Annotated in this window: 17 protein-coding genes; 6 read left to right on the forward strand and 11 right to left on the reverse strand. The window is 60.3% G+C overall.

The window, feature by feature from the left end:
* Nucleotides 1-37 precede the first annotated feature (37 nt).
* Nucleotides 38-856, reverse strand: coding sequence for a nucleoside triphosphate pyrophosphohydrolase (gene mazG, locus G5S37_RS30025; protein ID WP_240914749.1), 819 nt, complete (start codon nt 854-856; stop codon nt 38-40).
* A gap of 197 nt (nt 857-1,053) precedes the next feature.
* Here mazG and G5S37_RS30030 point away from each other — a divergent pair, with 197 nt between their 5' ends.
* Nucleotides 1,054-2,511 carry a Gfo/Idh/MocA family oxidoreductase gene (locus G5S37_RS30030; protein ID WP_165210049.1) on the forward strand — a complete coding sequence of 486 codons (1,458 nt, stop codon included), beginning with the start codon at nt 1,054-1,056 and terminating at the stop codon, nt 2,509-2,511.
* A gap of 498 nt (nt 2,512-3,009) precedes the next feature.
* Here G5S37_RS30030 and trxB read toward each other — a convergent pair whose 3' ends face one another.
* Nucleotides 3,010-3,933, reverse strand: a complete 924-nt coding sequence (gene trxB, locus G5S37_RS30035; RefSeq protein ID WP_165210052.1) for a thioredoxin-disulfide reductase — start codon at nt 3,931-3,933, stop codon at nt 3,010-3,012.
* A 167-nt stretch (nt 3,934-4,100) separates the two neighbouring features.
* Nucleotides 4,101-4,466, reverse strand: a complete 366-nt coding sequence (locus G5S37_RS32925; RefSeq protein WP_165210055.1) for a CPCC family cysteine-rich protein — start codon at nt 4,464-4,466, stop codon at nt 4,101-4,103.
* Here G5S37_RS32925 and G5S37_RS30045 point away from each other — a divergent pair.
* Both G5S37_RS30045 and G5S37_RS30050 read left to right on the forward strand, forming a co-directional pair.
* A complete protein-coding gene (locus G5S37_RS30045) occupies nt 4,465-5,199 on the forward strand; it encodes a riboflavin synthase (RefSeq protein WP_240914750.1) in 735 nt (244 codons plus the stop codon). The genes G5S37_RS32925 and G5S37_RS30045 overlap by 2 nt on opposite strands.
* 25 nt (nt 5,200-5,224) lie before the next feature.
* On the forward strand, nt 5,225-5,965 hold the full coding sequence (locus G5S37_RS30050; RefSeq protein ID WP_165210058.1) for a VTT domain-containing protein: 741 nt from the start codon (nt 5,225-5,227) through the stop codon (nt 5,963-5,965).
* A gap of 261 nt (nt 5,966-6,226) precedes the next feature.
* Here the strand turns inward: G5S37_RS30050 and G5S37_RS30055 are convergent, their stop codons facing one another.
* The 4 genes from G5S37_RS30055 to G5S37_RS30070 all read right to left on the reverse strand — a co-directional run bounded on the left by G5S37_RS30055 (nt 6,227) and on the right by G5S37_RS30070 (nt 10,281).
* Nucleotides 6,227-6,730 carry a hypothetical protein gene (locus tag G5S37_RS30055; RefSeq protein ID WP_165210061.1) on the reverse strand — a complete coding sequence of 168 codons (504 nt, stop codon included), beginning with the start codon at nt 6,728-6,730 and terminating at the stop codon, nt 6,227-6,229.
* A gap of 115 nt (nt 6,731-6,845) precedes the next feature.
* A complete protein-coding gene (gene rpmA, locus G5S37_RS30060; RefSeq protein ID WP_165210064.1) occupies nt 6,846-7,109 on the reverse strand; it encodes a 50S ribosomal protein L27 in 264 nt (87 codons plus the stop codon).
* A gap of 27 nt (nt 7,110-7,136) precedes the next feature.
* The gene (gene rplU, locus G5S37_RS30065) at nt 7,137-7,451 is read right to left on the reverse strand and encodes a 50S ribosomal protein L21 (protein ID WP_165210067.1); all 315 of its coding nucleotides are present in this window, start codon (nt 7,449-7,451) and stop codon (nt 7,137-7,139) included.
* 103 nt (nt 7,452-7,554) lie between these two features.
* Complete coding sequence (locus G5S37_RS30070) at nt 7,555-10,281, reverse strand: MFS transporter (RefSeq protein WP_165210070.1); 2,727 nt, start codon at nt 10,279-10,281, stop codon at nt 7,555-7,557.
* A 125-nt stretch (nt 10,282-10,406) separates the two neighbouring features.
* Between G5S37_RS30070 and G5S37_RS30075 the strand changes: the two genes are divergently transcribed.
* The gene (locus tag G5S37_RS30075; protein ID WP_206026216.1) at nt 10,407-10,925 is read left to right on the forward strand and encodes a hypothetical protein; all 519 of its coding nucleotides are present in this window, start codon (nt 10,407-10,409) and stop codon (nt 10,923-10,925) included.
* A gap of 95 nt (nt 10,926-11,020) precedes the next feature.
* Nucleotides 11,021-11,515 (forward strand): hypothetical protein, encoded by a 495-nt coding sequence (locus G5S37_RS30080; RefSeq protein ID WP_165210076.1) that lies wholly within the window; start codon nt 11,021-11,023, stop codon nt 11,513-11,515.
* Between the two features lie 10 nt (nt 11,516-11,525).
* Here the strand turns inward: G5S37_RS30080 and cutA are convergent, their stop codons facing one another.
* Nucleotides 11,526-11,849, reverse strand: a complete 324-nt coding sequence (gene cutA / locus G5S37_RS30085; protein WP_165210079.1) for a divalent-cation tolerance protein CutA — start codon at nt 11,847-11,849, stop codon at nt 11,526-11,528.
* Nucleotides 11,850-12,037: 188 nt separating this feature from the next.
* Here cutA and G5S37_RS30090 point away from each other — a divergent pair, with 188 nt between their 5' ends.
* Nucleotides 12,038-13,192, forward strand: coding sequence for an ATP-binding protein (locus G5S37_RS30090; protein ID WP_165210082.1), 1,155 nt, complete (start codon nt 12,038-12,040; stop codon nt 13,190-13,192).
* 45 nt (nt 13,193-13,237) lie between these two features.
* On the opposite strand, the gene G5S37_RS30095 is transcribed toward G5S37_RS30090, so the two are convergent.
* The 3 genes from G5S37_RS30095 to G5S37_RS30105 all read right to left on the reverse strand — a co-directional run bounded on the left by G5S37_RS30095 (nt 13,238) and on the right by G5S37_RS30105 (nt 15,436).
* Nucleotides 13,238-13,888, reverse strand: a complete 651-nt coding sequence (locus tag G5S37_RS30095) for a hypothetical protein (RefSeq protein WP_165210085.1) — start codon at nt 13,886-13,888, stop codon at nt 13,238-13,240.
* A 35-nt stretch (nt 13,889-13,923) separates the two neighbouring features.
* The gene (locus G5S37_RS30100; protein ID WP_165210088.1) at nt 13,924-14,355 is read right to left on the reverse strand and encodes a hypothetical protein; all 432 of its coding nucleotides are present in this window, start codon (nt 14,353-14,355) and stop codon (nt 13,924-13,926) included.
* A 265-nt stretch (nt 14,356-14,620) separates the two neighbouring features.
* Complete coding sequence (locus tag G5S37_RS30105; RefSeq protein ID WP_165210091.1) at nt 14,621-15,436, reverse strand: hypothetical protein; 816 nt, start codon at nt 15,434-15,436, stop codon at nt 14,621-14,623.
* Between the last annotated feature and the right edge of the window lie 2 nt (nt 15,437-15,438).

Below are 15,438 nucleotides of genomic sequence, written 5' to 3' on the forward strand. Positions count from 1 at the left end.
GGAAGTTACCGGAAAATATTGGTTTCGGGCAGCTTTTTTACGATTCTTTTACCTTCACCGCGTCCCACAGCTCATCCAGCTCCACCAGAGTGCAGTCCTGGGGCTTTTTCCCCTGAGCTTCAAGGGCCAGCTCGACCTGGCCGAAACGCCGCTCGAACTTGGCGCTGGCAGCCGCCAGCGCACTCTCTGAGTCCACGCCCAGCTTCCGTGCCAGATTCACTACCGTAAACAGCAGATCCCCAACCTCCTCGGTGACTGCGGCGGCATTGCGGGCCTCCATGGCATGCGTGATCTCTGCGGCCTCCTCGCGAATCTTCTCCAATACCGGCGCCGCATCCGGCCAGTCAAAGCCGACCTTGGCCGCCTTCTTCTGCAGCTTCTGGGCGCGCATGAGGGCCGGCAGCCCATGAGAGATGCCATGCAGAATGGACTCACGCTGCGTGCCCTTTTCCTCGCGTTTGATGGCATCCCACTGCTTCAGCACCGCATCGCTGGTCTCGGCATTGGCTTCGCCGAACACATGCGGGTGGCGGCGGATGAGCTTCTCCGTGAGCTCATGAGCCATGGCATCCAGATCAAACGCGCCTGTCTCTGAAGCGATCTCCGCGTGTAGCACGGGCTGGAGCAGCAGGTCCCCCAGTTCCTCCCGCAGGTGGGGCATGTCGTTGTTCTTGATGGCCTCCGCCACCTCATACGCCTCCTCCAGAAGATGCGGAATCAGGGACTCATGCGTCTGCTCCCGGTCCCACGGGCACCCTCCCGGCGCACGCAGGCGGTGCACCACGGCGCGCAGGCGCGTGAGGGCATCTGGAATCTCCGTCGTGGTGGGAGCAGCAGCAGTAGCAGATTGAGTCACGCAGCATCATGGGACCGATGCGGGTGGCGTCAACCGTCGATCCCGTCATCGATCCGCCAGTCTTCATGTCCAATTTCTCCTCGCATGGCCTCCACATTTCGCGCGATCCGGCGCAAAGAACCTGTGGCAGCGCTCGTTACCAAGCGCTACTCTGACCGCCCCTTTTTCAATCGCTAAACCCTAACCCTGCTTAAATCATGCCAAGCAATGCTTTGAACCGCCGTCGCTTTCTCACCACTGCCGCCGGAGTCGCGGGTAGCACCTTTGCCTTCCCGAACCTGCTCGTGCGTGGCCAAAACACCGCCGGCAAGAAGCTGAACCTCGCGGTCATCGGCGCAGGCGGCAAGGGTCAGTCCGACACCCAGGCCATCGCGCTGGACCACAACATCGTGGCCCTCGTGGATGTGGCGAAGGATCGCCTGGAAGACGCCGCGAAGCGTCACACGAAGCTTTTCCTCGACGCTGGTGAAGCCGCTCCCGCCACTCCGCCGAAGCTCTACACCGACTTCCGCAAGATGCTGGACGAGTGCCACAAGGAACTCGATGGCGTGATCATCAGCACTCCGGACCACACCCACTTCCCCGCTGCCATGTGGGCGCTGGGCTACAAGAAGAACGTGTGCGTGCAGAAGCCGCTGTGCAACACCATCTGGGAAGTACGTGAACTCCACAAGGCTGCCAAGGCGGCTGGCGTGATCACGCAGATGGGCAACCAGGGCCGCACCATGGAAGGCCAGCGCCTCGCCAAGGAATGGATCGAGCAGGGCGCGATTGGCACGCTCAAGAGCATCGACCTCTGGACGAACCGCCCCATCTGGCCGCAGGGCCCGATCAAGACGAAGCCCGCCGAAGTCCCCGCTGGATTCGATTGGGATACCTGGCTGAACGTCGAGGCCTATGAGCCCTACTTCGAGTACGACCTGCCCGAAAGCGACCTCAAGCGCGGCAAGGGCCTGCATCCCTTCAACTGGCGTGGTTGGTGGCAGTTCGGCTCCGGCGCTCTGGGTGACATGGGCTGCCATATCATGGACGCCACCTTCAGCATCCTCGGCCAGGCCATCCCGGTGAAGATCGAGGTCGAAAGCAGTGAAGTCACCGAGCGCAATGCGCCCGTCTGGAGCTCGCTGAAGTACCACTTCGCCGCCGGCAAGAACAATCCCGAGCCCCTCGTCGTCTCCTGGCGCGATGGCATGCGCGACGGCCAGCCTCACAAGCCCGTGAAACCCGCCATGATGGACGGCCTCTCCGAAGAAGGCTGGAAGAAGGCCACCAGCGGCATGATCTTCCAGGGCACGGATGCGGTGGTCTTCGAAGGCGACGCCTACTGCGCCAGCCCCTCCATCTACCCCAGCCCGAAGTTCATGGAAACGAAGCAGGCCATGGCCGACGGCAAGATCAAGAAGACCGAGGCGCGCAGCCCCAAGCCGAACAATCCGCAGGGCGAGTGGGCCCACTGCATCGTGAACGGCGGCACGCCGAGCTCGAACTTCGACTACTCCGCCAAGCTCACGGAATTCGTGCTGCTGGGCAACCTCGCCATCCGCTCCGGCCAGACCATCTCCTGGGATGCCGAGAACATGAAGGTGACCAACGTGGAAGCCGCCAACAAGTTCATCAAGCGCCCCGCCTATCGCGACGGCTGGCTGAAGGCGTAAGCGACGCTGCCCGCAAGCATAAGGTAACAACGACGACCACTCTGAACAAACAACCCACCGGTGAGAGCCGGTGGGTTGTTTCGTTTTTGCGCGAGCATATGCTTTCACGGCGATCGATGACGCACAGTCGAAGCAGTTCCGCGAACCACGCCCTTCCAGGCAAACGTCCTTCCACCAAGGATGCGGTAGGGATGCGCTCCTGCGCGTCCGACTTCAGGCGGGCGGAGGTGGTGTGGAACTGCGGCACGAAACGGCCCCGCCATGTGACATCTCCCTCCACCTCCGCCCGTTATCTACGGACGCGCAGGAGCGCATCCCTACCGTCCCCTTTGTTTGGAGAGACGCTAACATTCCGAGCGAATAGTGCCTCAGGGGCTCCAGTACGTGTTCTGTCCTTTGGTGCCAGAACGCTCCAAACAAAGAGGATGCACTGCTCGCAGTGCATCCAAATCCAAAGCCATTCGGCTGAAGCCGAAGCTACTTTCTTTTCGTTGAGCCTCACCCATGCGCCAGATAGCGCTCGGCTTCGAGCGCGGCGGCACAGCCTTGTCCGGCAGCGGTGATGGCCTGGCGGTACACATGGTCTGCCACGTCACCAGCGGCGAAGAGGCCGTCCACATTCGTGTGCGTGCCACGGGTCTGGATGATGTAGCCGTTCTCGTCGAGCGTCACGAGGCCGTTGAGGAACTGGGTGTTGGGCACGTGGCCGATGGCCACAAACACGCACTTCAGCTCCAGCTCGCTCTTTTCGTCAGTGACCAGGTTCAGCAGCTCCACGGCGCGCACCTCGCCTTTTTCATCGGTGAGGTACTGGCTCACGGTGCTGTTCCAGATGGGCTTGATCTTGGGATTCGCGAGCGCGCGGTCCGCCATGATCTTGGAAGCGCGCAGTTCATCGCGGCGATGGATGAGGTACACCGTGCTGGCGAAGCGCGTGAGGAAGGTGGCTTCCTCCGCCGCACTGTCGCCACCGCCGATCACCGCTACAGGCACGTTGCGGTAGAAGGCGCCGTCGCACGTGGCACAGCTCGTGAGACCGCGGCCGATAAGGCTCTTCTCATTCGGCAGGCCCAAGTGACGCGGAGAGGCGCCGGTGGCCACGATCACGGTCTTGCTCTGCAGCACCTTGCCACCTTCGATCTGCACATCGAAGTGACCTTCAGCAGTCTTCTTCACACTCTCCACATGGGTGTACTCCATGCGCGCGCCGAATTTCTCGGCCTGCTCCTGCATCTTCATCATCAGGTCAGGGCCCTGGATGCCCTCGGGGAACCCGGGGAAATTCTCCACCTCCGTGGTCGTGGTGAGCTGTCCGCCGGGCTGGGTGCCGGCGAGCATCAGCGGATTCAGATTGGCGCGCGCCGTGTAGATGGCTGCGGTGTAGCCCGCGCAGCCGGTGCCGATGATGATGACGTTTTCCATGTGAGGTGGTGAGGGAGATGAGTAGCCTGAAAAGGGATACGCTACGGCTAGGTAGCGCGGTGCGGCCCCGGCGCAATGGCTTTGATGCGTCCAAATCCACCTCCGTGGATTCGGCTTCGCAACCGATTGAGACGCAGCCCGCTGCCAGAGCTCCGGGAACGGTCAGGTTATGACGGATTCCTCAATGCGCGCAACCAGTAGTCCTCCCTCCAGTAATACAAATGCTGGCAGGCGCCCTCAGCCCAATGCGTGTGCAAGAGCTTGTGGTCTTCCTCCGAATCCCAGTCCAGATATACATCCGAATTGGGATCCAACGGGCGCCATCCGGGATCCACCAGGGGCAGTGACGAGTTCCTTTTCGCAAAGATTTGCTGTTCCTCCATCAGGCTCCGCCCATTGGGACCGCCACCCATCGCCGGATAAGACAATTGCACCGCACAATCCTCCCAATCACACACCTCGCAGATGGCATAGCTCCCCGGCAGCTCACCAACATCAGATCGGCCACAGCAGGGACAGGGATACACCGGCATGCAGGATGAACGCGACTGGTGGCGGATTTCTTTGAGAGCTGTATGTCCCGCGCGTGCGTATGGTGAGAAAACACTCGTTTCACGGCTTCTGTTGTTGCATGGCCCTGAGCTGGGCTACGTTCGCGACATCATGTTCACCGGCATTGTTGAGACCACAGGCACCGTAGAAAGCATCGCCTTCCGCGAGGGCGGGGCGCGCATCGTGCTCAAGGTGGGACCCATGGCAGCGGAGCTGGCCCTGGGTGAAAGCGTGGCCTGCAACGGCTGCTGCCTCACCGTCACGGAGTTTGACCCCGAACAGGGCACGGCAGCATTTGATTTGCTCATCGAGACCCTGCGCGTCACCAGCCTGGGTCAGTTGAAGGAAGGCTCGCTGGTGAATCTGGAACGCTCCCTGAGAATCGGCGACCGACTGAGCGGGCATTTTGTGCAGGGACATATCGATACCACCGCGACCATCCTGAAACTGGAACCCGTGGGGAAGGATCACCAGTTCACCGTGGCCCTGCCCGAGAGCGGGAAGAAGCTCGTGGTGCACAAGGGGTCCATCTGCATTGATGGCATGAGCCTTACTATTGCGGACCTCGGTGAAGACTCGCTCACCTTCTGGATCACGCCGCACACCTTTGCCGTGACGAATCTCGCGAAGCTGAAGGCTGGCGAGGTGGTGAATGTGGAGTTCGACATGCTGGCGAAGCACATCCAGCGCCTCGTCGCGGTGCGCACGGCGTGATGATGCCGGTCACAAGGCCACTGCCATGAGCACAGAAGCGCCGGCCCCTGCACCGCATCCGGAGCCGCATCGTTCGCGCCTGTGGCTGCTCGTAGTGGCGGTGCTGGTGTTCATCATCCTGCCTTTCATCTTCTGGGGTGAACTCTTCGAGAAGATGTTCGACCTGCAAGGGGCGCGCGCCTGGCTGGAGTCGCTCGGATCGTGGGCATGGCTGGGGGGCATCGCTCTACTGGTGAGTGATCTCGTACTCCCCATTCCCGGCACGGTGGTGATGTCTGCGTTGGGATTGCGCTATGGGTGGTTCCTCGGGGGCGTCTTCAGCACGGCGGGTTCGGTGCTCTCCGGAGTGGTGGCGTACTGGCTGTGCAAACACTTCGGCCACAGTGTGGCCGTGTGGCTCGCAGGCCGCGATGGCTTGGCGAAAGGAAAACGTCTCTTCCACGGCAATCGCGGGGGGTGGATCGTGGCCCTCTCCCGCTGGATGCCGGTACTGCCAGAGGCGGTGGCATGCCTCGCCGGTCTCTCGGCGATGCCGTTTCGCGTATTTCTGGCCGCCTTGATTTCCGGTGGCATCCCGCTGGGCTTCACCTTTGCCACCATTGGCGCGTTGGGGGTGGATCATCCGGGACTGACCATCGCACTCAGTGCGCTGGTGCCGGTGGTGTTGTATGCAGCGGCGTTGTTGTTCCTGCGCCACCGACACCAGCAGCATCCGCATCAGGAGGACGCATCCGCGGATGACAGGGAATCATCCCGTAGACTGTGAATACTATGTCGCAGCGCCTTTCTCAAAACGACCTGCCGATGGCGAAATCCACCCATCCCGCCGGAGCATAGAAGTAATCAAGAGCTGACATCAGCCAACTGTTTGGTGGCACGATCTCCAGAAAGGCAACAAAGCAATACACCGGATACGAAAGCAGGTACAAGACGACTGCGAGAAGCGACCACCACACCCATGCATAGCTTGCGCCACTCTGGTCCATGAGGATCCGACGTACCAACGTGTTCGGAGTCAAATCACTCCTCACGGATAATCCTGCTTCTCAAACCGCAGGAGCTGCGTGCCATTGAAGCGCTCGTTCGGCTTGAAGAGCCAGCCGGGGGAGCTGCTGATGAGTTCCCAGTTGGTGATCTTGAACTCGGGCAGGAAGAGGTCGCTGTTCGGGTCGTAGATGGTGCGGCCGGTGAAGCCACCCCAGATCTTGTACTCGTGGTTGTGGTCGAAGCCGTGGGCATTCCCCCCATCCGTCGGGATTTCCTGGAGGCGGTCGGGGGCATTGCGCACGGTCTCATTCATCATCACGAGACGAGCGTCATCCCAGGACTGGCCAGGGCGGCGCAGGTAACCCCAAAACTGGGTTCTCGGAATGCAGAAGCGGCGGCCGATGAACCAGTCCCCCTGCGGTTCGCTCGCGATCTGGGCGCGGCGGGCGGCTATCTTCTGCTCGATCATCGGATCGGTGGCGCAGGCGGAGAGCAGCAGGGAGAGGGCCAGGAGGAACAGGGGGGCGAGGCGAAAGCGGCGCATGAGAGGGAAAGTGATGTGGATGAAAGCTGAAACGCAGCCGGACACAACGGACAAAATAAAAATCCCCGCGGCACGTGGTGCGGCGGGGATTTTCAAAAAGCTTTTGGGGCTGGGCTTAGGCGCTCACGACGACTTCAGCTTCGTCCACATTGATGCGGCGGCCTTCCTGATCGAAGCGCACGCGACCATCGACGAGGGCGAAGATGGTGTGGTCCTTGCCAATGCCGACGTTCTTGCCGGGGTGCCACTTGGTGCCACGCTGACGGGCGATGATGTTGCCGGCGATCACGACTTCGTTGCCGAACTTCTTGATGCCAAGACGCTTGCTGCGGCTGTCGCGTCCGTTCTTAACACTGCCTTGACCTTTCTTGTGGGCCATCTGGGTATCCTCCTGGGGGTAAGTGAGTTAGGCGTTGATGCTGGTGATTTCGACCTTCGTCAGGTTCTGACGATGACCCTTCTTCCGGTGGTAGCCCTTACGGCGACGGAACTTGAAGGCGGTGACCTTCTCACCCTTGAACTGGGAGACGACCTTGGCTGCAACGCTCGCGCCGGAAAGGAAGGGAGCGCCGAAACGGAGGCCTGAGCCCTCGCCTGCTGCCAGCACTTCGCCGAACGTGATAGTGTCGCCTGCAGCGCCATCAAGCAATTCGACGTCGAGCTTGTCGCCCACGGAGACGCGGTACTGCTTGCCGCCTGTTTTGATGACTGCGTATGCCATAAGCCTGTGAAAATCTTTGGGGTGTTCCCACACGCACTGGCGCGAGGGGCGGGGAGATTTGCACAGGACTTGAGCGGGGGCAAGAATTTTTTGAAAAAGTCCGTCATGAAGTTCGCCCCGCGGTCCCCGACGCGGGGGCGGGAGTGGCCACAATAATGAAGCCTTCAGCGTCCATCAAGAGCCCAGGAAGGCGCACCTCGGCAGAACTCCCGGTCGCTAGTTTGTTGAATATCAACGTGTCTGCATCTTGCCGCACCGCCAGGGCCGGAAGCACATGGCCAAACGTCCCAGGCAGCAGCCCACGTTGAAGGTCCTCTTCCCCGGGCGGCATTTTCGGATTCGGAACGCTCAAAGTAAGTAGCGCGCCGGTGGTCGCATCATAGAGCGCCGGGGCGGGAACAGCCAGATCAGGGGCAGGAGAGCCGGTGTTTTGTGGCGGATTGGGAAGCCCGCGCTCCCTGGCCGCGCCGACCTCGATCACCTCCAGGGCAAAATCCCACACGCCCGCCTTCACCGAAGCCAGCAACGCCGGGTCACCCACGGCCACCACACGGCGTCCGGCGGATTTCTGCTTCTCCGCTTCCGTCACCTCCTTGGTGAACGCCAGCCGGCGGAGCTTGGGAATGGCCGCCAGGAAGGTAGCTGCCAGAGGATGCCCTTCCTTGAGAAGCACGAGCAACAAATCGCCCTCATGCAGCAGGCTGGTATCGAAAATGCGCGAGGCATTTGCCCATGCCTGCCTGGCTTCTTCTGTAGGAACGGTGTTGCCCCCGGGCAGGGTGAGCGTGGGCACATCCTGCACACGATGGCGGCCAAAGAAGGCCTCCGCGCTCAGGGCCATCAGCGCCTCACGCACTTTCTCCACGGTCGCGACCTTGGCATCCATGGGCTCACCGAACCACACGTTCACACGATACGGCAGCGCCCTGGGTACCTTCTTGAAGAAGCGTCCGCCTTCAAAGCTGAAGATGCTGCCCCACAATCCATCCTGATACACCGGCAGCACGCGCACATTGTCGCCCGCCATCCGGGCCATGAGTTGATAACCTTTGTGCACTTCGTTGAGGAAACCGGTGCGGGACAGCTGTCCCTCCGGGAAGAGCGCCACGGCCTTCTCTTCCTTCAGCGCCTCCGCCACGGTGCGGATCGCTTCCTTCGCCTTCGTCGGGGAGATGGGCACGGTGCCGAAGAGCTTCAGGAACCACTGCATCCACTTGATCTTGTACAGCGAGTCCAGCATCACGAAGCTCACCATGCGCTCCGAACTCAGGCCAAGCATGATGGCATCGGCATAGCTCACGTGATTCGGCAGCACGAGCAGCGGCCCTTCCTTCGGCATGCGTTCCTCATGATGCGTGCGGAGGCGGTAGAAGGTGCGCACGATCCCATTCACCACGATGATCAACAGATTGCGCGGCAGCAGGCGCGTGATGAAGACCGCGGCGCCGAGGGTGAGAGGCGCCATGACGAGAAGCTGCGCCCAAGCCGGCACCTTGAAGAGCAACATGCCCTTCACGAGAACGATATTCGCCACGATGCCGCCGATGCAGTCCATGAGGTTCATGGCGGAAAGGATGCGGCCACGTTCCTCCGGCTTGCAGCGATCCTGCACAAACGCATAGAGCGGGGTCATGAAGGCGCCACCCGCCATGCCCACACCGACCAGCGCCATGTAGATGAAGGGATGCACCGGCTGGAGACCACTCCAGAGCAGCGAGGCCGCCAGGAAATAACCCGAGAGCGGCACCAGGCCCAGCTCTATCTTTCTCCGGCACACATACCCCGCCAGCACACTTCCCAGCATGATGCCGATGCCGAGTGAGGCGGGCATCATCGAGAGCTCACGCGACACTGCAGCGGCATCTGACGGGTGGAGTTCATTGGCCAGGGTCACCAGGATGCTGCCGACCGCATTCGACATGAACCAGAAGTACGTGACCCCGAGTGCGGCAAGCTTGATGGACCGCTGGGCGAAGAGCAGCTTGAGGTGCGCCACGTGCTCCGTCCAGATGCCCTTGTGAAACTTGAGCGCCTCATGTGAAGGCGTCTTTTTGATCAAAAGCGAGCCCACGATCTGCAGGCCTGCAACGCCGGTGACGATCCACAGGAGCACCGTCACGGCATGCCAGGAGACGTCATGGAGCTGCTGCACCGCGGCAGCATGGAAGGAATGCCAGAGAGCCGCGGTGGACGGATGCGTATTGGCCAGCGGCTGCATCTGGTCCGCGAACTTCATCAAATCGGTCGCCGGCTGGATCTTCGCAGCGAACCAGAATCCCGCGAGCCCCATCCCGGCGAGGATGCCCACGAAGTTCGTCATTTGCAGCGTGCCGCTCGCCGAGCCCATGCGGCGGGAGCCCACGAGTTCCTTCACAATGCCATACTTCGCCGGGCTGAAGAAGGCGGCCTGAGTGGCCAGCAGGAAGAAACAACCCAGGCTGAGCCACAGGGTCCACTGCGTGTCATGCAGGCCATGCACCACGAGGAACAGGATGAAGATGGCCACCTGCACCACCTGCATCCAGAACATGACCTTCGTCTTGGAAAACCGGTCACTCAGCCAGCCCGTCACCGGCGCAAAGAGCACATACGGCACGGAGAAGATGGCGCCGAGATATACCTGCATGGAGCCGCCAAGGTCCGTTCCTTTCGCCACCACACCAGCGAAGGCCACCAGCAGGATTTTTACGAAATTGTCATTGAAGGCATTCAGCGCCTGCACCGCGATCATGGCCCAGAAGGACCGCCGGTTCTCGGCCGGCAGGTGGACGGCATTGTCCAGCTCTGGAGTGGCCGTGGTGTCAGAGGTGGGGGCGGGGGCTTCAGACATGCTGCGGCCCGCACCTAGGCACAGGTTTCCTTTTCAGAAAGGGAAATCCGGGCAGAGGGGTGCGTGCAGGGGATTGAAAAAATCGATGGCTCGACAAGTTTTCGGTATTCCGATAAAGTTTCTCCATGCACGGCGCACTTGCTCTTGATCGCGGTGTCAAAAGGCCCTGGCAGGCACCCTTGGCCATCGACTCGCTGCTGCACTACAGCATGCTCGGAAGCTGCTTCGCCTGTCTCCTCGCCAGCCTTGTCGGCTTTTCATCGGTTTGGCTGGATGAGGAGGACCTGCTCATCAGCAAGCCCAAGTTTCCATTCGTCCGAACCAGTGAGGCGGAGACGACATCCGCGCTCGCCTCTCCCGCAAGAGGCGTCATTCAACTGCAGGAAGACTACAGTGTGATGCTCGACGGAAGGACCGTGGGAACACCGGTCGATGCGAAGCTGCAGCAGCTCACGTCTGCCATCTGGATCCGCAAGAAAGAGTCCTCTGCCGAGACACCGCTCGTCATTTTCGTCCCCTCACAAGTCAAGTATGTACGCGTCGTCCAAGTGCTCAATGCCCTCGATCGTGCCGACACGCGTGACTACGTCCTGCTCTTTGAAGGGCAGTCCCAGGACGAGCCTGTGTGGAAGGGGCGGCGATAATGCAGGTAAACCCAGCCACTCTAAGCTGGATCTGTAACCTCCCGTACGGATTCTACTTTCTCGACAAGTAGTCAGGACCACGCATGGATCACGCCATGAAGCTCGCACGGCGTCATGCGCTTCGGCGCATCGAGGATCCCCCTCCGCTGGATGGCCTCATGCGGTATGTGATGTTGGGGAGCACCTTTGGCAGCCTTCTGGCGTGCCTGTTCTTGGTGCGTTTCATCTTGGAGTCTCCGACAGTGGAAGTGTTCCTGCCGATGAAGCGCATCACCCAGGAGGAACTGGCTGACGCGTTGGCCTCTGCGAAGAGCGACATTATCACCATCGCTGCAGACGGGACCGTCCTCCTGGGAGGGAATGTGATTGGAAATCCTAAGGACTTGACGCTCTTCTCCCTGTCTCTGGCCGTCCTCCACCGCAGAGTGAAGGACAAGAACGCAGCTCCCCTGATTATCCGTGTGTCGCCGCAGACCACCCATGCGCGAATGATGGCGGTCATCAACGCCTTGGCCGCGGTAAGGGAAAAACGCTATATCGTCACCTTTACCGATTCACCCGCCACCGAGCTGTCTTGGAGGGAGGGGTAACCTCTCTCACTCACTCAGCACTCGTCATCTCCCGCACCCACTGCGCATACGCGGGATGCACGTTGCTCGCGGGAACGGCCACAATCTCCGGCACCTCATACGGGTGCAGTTCTTTGAGACGCGTCTCCAGCGTGGGATACATGGCTGTGGTGGTCTTGATGAGGCCCAATACTTCACTGGCGGACTCCAGCTCGCCTTTCCACTGGTAGATCGACTCCACGCCCGGCAGCACATTCACACAGGCGGCGAGGCGGCTCTTCACCAGTTCCTGCGCGATGCGCTTCGCCACATCCGAATCCGGGAAGGTGCAAAAGACCACGACGATGTCCTCCATGCCGCACCATTCACACTGGACGCGCGATTTGTGCAATGAAAGATTCCACCCACCTCTCCCCACTCCCACGCCTTAGATCAGGCGATCAACGATCAGCGATAGACCATCCACCCCTTTGCTGCTTCGTTGCTTTGCGTTTCCATTTGCCCAACGTTCCCTGGCTCCCCTGATTCCCTGCTCTTCTCCACATGAAATCCGGCTTCTTCGACAAGATCGTCAAGCGCATGGACCGGCTCGAGCCGGCGGAGGTGCAGCGCTACCTGATCCGGCTGGTGCAGGAGAAGGGCTTCTTTGAAAAAGTCTTCGAGGCACTGCAGGAGGGCGTGATCCTGCTCGATGGCGAGGGCACGGTGACCTATGTGAACCGCGCCGCCTGCGGCTTCTTCGGCTTCGAACGGGAATTGATCGTGGGCCGGAAACTGGCGGAGGGCCTGCGCGGCTTCGACTGGGAGGCGCTGGCGCACACCGGGGGCTCCGTGAGCCGGGATCTGGAGGTCTTCTACCCGGAGAACCGCTACCTGAATTTCTACGTCACTGCGATCGATGAGCACGAGGACCTCGGCTTCGTGATGCTCATTCGCGACATCACCCAGTTCCGCAAGCTCACGGAAGAGAAGATCGAGAGCGAACGCATCACCGCTCTCACCCTGCTGGCCGCCGGCGTGGCGCATGAGCTGGGGAATCCGCTGAACTCCCTCACCATCCACCTCCAGCTCATGGAGAGGAAGCTGCGGAAGATCAAAGGCAAGGAGGCGCCGCAGCTCCTGGAAATGCTCTCCGTGGCGCAGGGCGAGATCAAGCGGCTGGACTTCATCATCGGCCAGTTCCTTGCCGCCATCCGGCCCACCCAGCCGCAGCTCCAGCGCGCCCAGGTGAATGACCTCATCCAGGAGGCCGTGAAATTCCTCACGCCCGAGCTGGAGCAGGGCAAGGTGAAGGTGAAGCTCGACCTCGCCACCAGCCTGCCCGCCACCCCACTGGACGCCGGCCAGATGAAGCAGGCCTTTTACAACCTCATCCGCAACGCCGCCCAGGCCATGCCGAATGGGGGCACGCTCACCATCTCCAGCATCTTCAACGACTACGAGATGCGCCTCAGTTTCGCCGACTCCGGCAAGGGCATCTCCACCTCCAACATGAGCAACCTCTTCCAGCCCTTCTTCACCACCCGGAAGACCGGCACCGGCCTGGGCCTGCTCATCATCCGCCGCATCATCCGCGAGCACGGCGGTGAGATCGAACTCGAGAGCCGCGAGAAGGAAGGCACCACGGTGAACATCTACCTGCCACTGGGGGAAAAACGTGTGCGATACCTTGCGGGTCCGCCGGTGGAGGAACCGTGAGGAATGGGGCAGCGGACATTGCCAGGACAGCTCTCTGTGCGAGGGCTATGCTGGGTCCAGATAGGTGTCCCCATTCTCGCACCAGAAGTGATCATTAACACCATCGCTTTCCACCAACTTCCTGAGCCATTCATGGAATGAAGGGCCAAGGATATAAATGGGGTCCATCGTGTCTGAGTCATATTCGTCGTCATTGGTTTCGACGTCTGTCACCACAACTCGCCATACACCGCTGCCGAGTTTCTCCTGCCATAGACCAAAATGCTGCGCAGGATGATCAAAATAGCTGCCAAATCGAAAGAAGCGAATGGGTCGCTGTTTGCGTAACCGCCACCCTTCGGCTTCCTCAACGATTTTTGACTCATCCCAGAGATGGATTGGAAAGGATCTCGTTACCACCAGGGCTTGAGCGTAGTGCCGGTAAAACTTCGCAAAATCGTTCGGAAGTTCGTTCCCTAGAAAGGCTCGCAGTCGATCCAGACTGGTCCCTCCGCGAGCCGCGTAGTTGCTGGTTTCAATGATCGCCTCATCTTCGTCTGTATCGGACTTCCAGATGACTTGGGGACTGACGGACAACTGCTCAGGAGAACTAGCTTCGACCGCGCCACGCAGGATATGGAAGGGAAAGCAGAACTTTGTGCGCAGCCTGCGGACCTTGGTCAGCGTTTCTTCAAAGAATGAGTAGTCACAGTTCATGTGAGCAATCGGTGCACAGCTTGGGGAAGATTTCGTTATATACCTCTGCCCGGCCAGTTCCCCGGCATCACCAACCGGGTAAAGTCCGTATTGGTCCAGCCTTCCTTCGCGGCGAGTTCTTTCACGCGCTCCGTGCAGTACAGGCCTGTGTGAGGGACATCTGCCGAGCTGATGGTGTGAACGTCAAAGAGGTCGGTGCCATTCCATGACTCAGGCCGATAGCGATAGGTCGAGGGCCACGGCCTGGGAAGGGGATTCAAGATCGCCTTGCCATGGGCATCCAGCTTGAAGCCCGTAGCCGCCAAATCGACTTCAATGCCGGGGATGGTCTCGATAACAAAGTACTTCGGAGGAGGTTGGTTCTTGAGAGCCTTGGCGTTGATCTCGGCCATGGGCATCTCTGTAATCCTGCCAATGGGTGCGCCGATGGAGCGAAGTGATGCGACGACGCGTTCACTGACCAACATGTGGGGCGGGCCCCCATAGTTGGCCAGGAAATCAGGCCATGACTTTGCGTTTGATTCTATGTAGAGGCCAGGTGAGCGCGGACTTATCTGCCAGGAGGCACGAGCTCGTTCCAGAAACGCGGGGGCGAGAAACCACAAGTCCGAAACCGGACCCCAATCGCTTGCTGCTGCAAAGCCGCCACGTCGATAGGTGGCCGTGGAGAGACGGTACAACTTCATGGATGGGAGTTAAAGCCTTTCACGGAGAGTGGTAGCAAGCAGTTGGTCATTGCGTCACCTTCCCGAATACCGTGGATTCGTAGGGGCGACTTTGTTGTGAGGTTCTCGGTGTTGCCAGGGTGCCTTTCGCTGCCGCGAAGAGGCCCGCGAGTTGGCTTTCATATTGGGATGTCACCTCAACGAAGGACTGATTGGTACTCTCCAGACGAAACACGCGCCGCTTAATCTCCTTTCGACCCTGGCTGTAGTGGAGCAACTGTTGCTCGACCAGGAGTTCTTTGCGACCGTCGCCATTGATGTCGTGGAAGTAGAGAGTGCTTTCGATTCCGGGCTCGCCGGGGAAGTTGGTGTCTCCACAGGTGAACAGCTCGCGTGGTTTATCCTTATCAAGCGTGCGCACGCTTACCGAGCCGGGTGTTCCGCGTCCTGCGGGAGACGACATGGCGATCACGTACAAGCTGGGCGCCATCTCCACCACGATGGCCCCAGTGAAGCAGCCATCCAAGACCCTTTCCCCGCGGAACGCATCGGGATGCTTGAAAATCTCTTCCCCGCTCTCTGAAAGGAGCACGATGCGCCCGAGCTCCGTCATCGATTTCCCTTTGAGCTCGCCGATGCCGAGACCGACCAGCCACGCCTTTCCCCCATTCCGGTAGTCGATGGCGGGTTTTGCAAAGAGCTGGTGGTAATTGAAGTAGAAGTCCGCCTTCTTTCCCTCCTGAATCTCAGGCTCCGCGGCCAGCCGCGCTGGAGCCCCATCCAAATACGCTTGAACCGGTCCCGGGAGAACCTGTGCTCCCGCTCTTGAAAGGAACAGGGCGATGGTTGCAGCTACGAGAGCCAATCGTTTGGAAGAATTCATAG

The organism is Roseimicrobium sp. ORNL1, from assembly GCF_011044495.1.
Lineage (GTDB): Bacteria > Verrucomicrobiota > Verrucomicrobiia > Verrucomicrobiales > Verrucomicrobiaceae > Roseimicrobium.